The sequence below is a fragment of the Bradyrhizobium sp. SZCCHNR1053 genome (assembly GCF_032381235.1).
Taxonomy (GTDB): Bacteria; Pseudomonadota; Alphaproteobacteria; order Rhizobiales; family Xanthobacteraceae; genus Bradyrhizobium.
Genome location: NZ_JAUHJM010000026.1, coordinates 1 through 1,613, shown reverse-complemented (window position 1 = coordinate 1,613; position 1,613 = coordinate 1). Strand labels below are relative to the sequence as shown.

Below are 1,613 nucleotides of genomic sequence, written 5' to 3'. Positions count from 1 at the left end.
GTTTGCCGAGACCCTCGGGCTCGAGCGCGTCGGGATCCATGACAACTTCTTCGATCTCGGCGGCCATTCGCTGCTCGTGACGCATTTGGTCTCGAAAATCCGTGCTGCTTTCGGGGTCGAGCTGCCGCTTGGTACGCTGTTTGAAGTTTCGACCATCTCCGGGCTCGCTGAACGGCTCGATCAGGCCGAGGCGGCAGCACGACCGACTCTTCGGCCGGGCCCTCGTCCGGAGGTGATCCCGCTCTCGTTCGCGCAAAGTCGCCTGTGGTTCCTCAACCATCTCGAAGGACAAAGCCCACACTATAATCTCACGCTCGCATTGCGTCTTCGCGGTGCCCTCGATCGCGACGCCCTCGAAGCCGCCCTCGCCGATTTGGTCGAGCGGCATGAGAGTCTGCGAACCGTCTTCCCGGAGACGGCGGGCACACCCCGCCAGCTGATCCTCGATGCTGAAATCGCTCGGCCGATCCTCGCGGTGGCGGCAACCACTGAGGCCGAGCTTCCCCAGGCGCTCAACATGGCCGCGAGCCGCGGCTTCGATCTCGCCGTCGAACCGCCGCTCCGCGTCGATCTCTTCGTCCTCGCGCCGCGCGACCAGGTTCTGCTGCTGTTGATCCATCATATTGCCGGCGACGGAGCTTCGCTCGGGCCGCTGGCTCGCGATCTCGCTACCGCTTATGCTGCGCGTAGTGAGAAGCGCGCGCCTGTCTTCGAGCCGCTGCCCCTGCAATACGCCGACTACACGCTTTGGCAGCACGCGCTGCTCGGCAATGAGGAGGATCCCGAGAGCCCGGTCGCGCGCCAGTTGGAGTATTGGAAGAGGGCGCTGCATGGCCTGCCGGAGCAACTGGAGCTGCCGGTTGACCGTTCCCGGTCGCCTGTTCCCAGCCATCATGGTGATACTGTCGCGTTCGAGATCACCCCCGAAGTGCACCAGGGGCTGCTGATGCTGGCGCGCGAACAGCAGGCCAGTCTCTTCATGGTGCTCCAAGCCGGCCTCGCTGCGCTGCTCACGCGGCTGGGCGCAGGTACGGACATCCCAATCGGCAGTCCGGTGGCGGGGCGCAGCGATCACGCGCTCGACGACTTGATCGGATTTTTCGTCAACACCGTGGTACTGCGCAGCGACACCGCTGGAAATCCAAGCTTCCGCGAACTGGTGGATCGCGTGCGCGCCGCCAATCTCGATGCCTACGCGAATCAGGATTTGCCGTTCGAGCGCCTCGTCGAGGCGATCAATCCGACACGGTCTCTGAGACGCCACCCGCTCTTCCAGGTGATGCTCGCGTTACAGAACGCTGGTACGCTCAGCCTTGATATGCCCGGTCTCACCATCGTCCCGCAACCGATGAGCAGCAGAGCTGCCAAATTCGATCTGGCCTTGATCTTGACAGAGAGTCGTGGCCAGCACGGTGGGTCAGCTGGGATCGAAGGCACGATCGAATACAGTACGGATCTGTTCGAGCGGAAAGCCGTCGAAGCCATCGCCACGCGTTTGGTGCGCCTGCTCGAATCTGCAACCGCCGCGCCGGATCAGCCGATTGGCGCAATCGACATTCTCGACGCGGCGGAGCGGCGTCGGGTGCTGGCGGAGTGGAATGACACGGTGCGCG

The 1,613-nt window shown here is 63.8% G+C and carries 1 protein-coding gene; it reads left to right on the top strand.

Annotation, left to right across the window (positions count from 1 at the left end):
* On the top strand, positions 1-1,613 hold a 1,613-nt coding region (locus QX051_RS29415; RefSeq protein ID WP_315778519.1), incomplete at both ends, for a condensation domain-containing protein.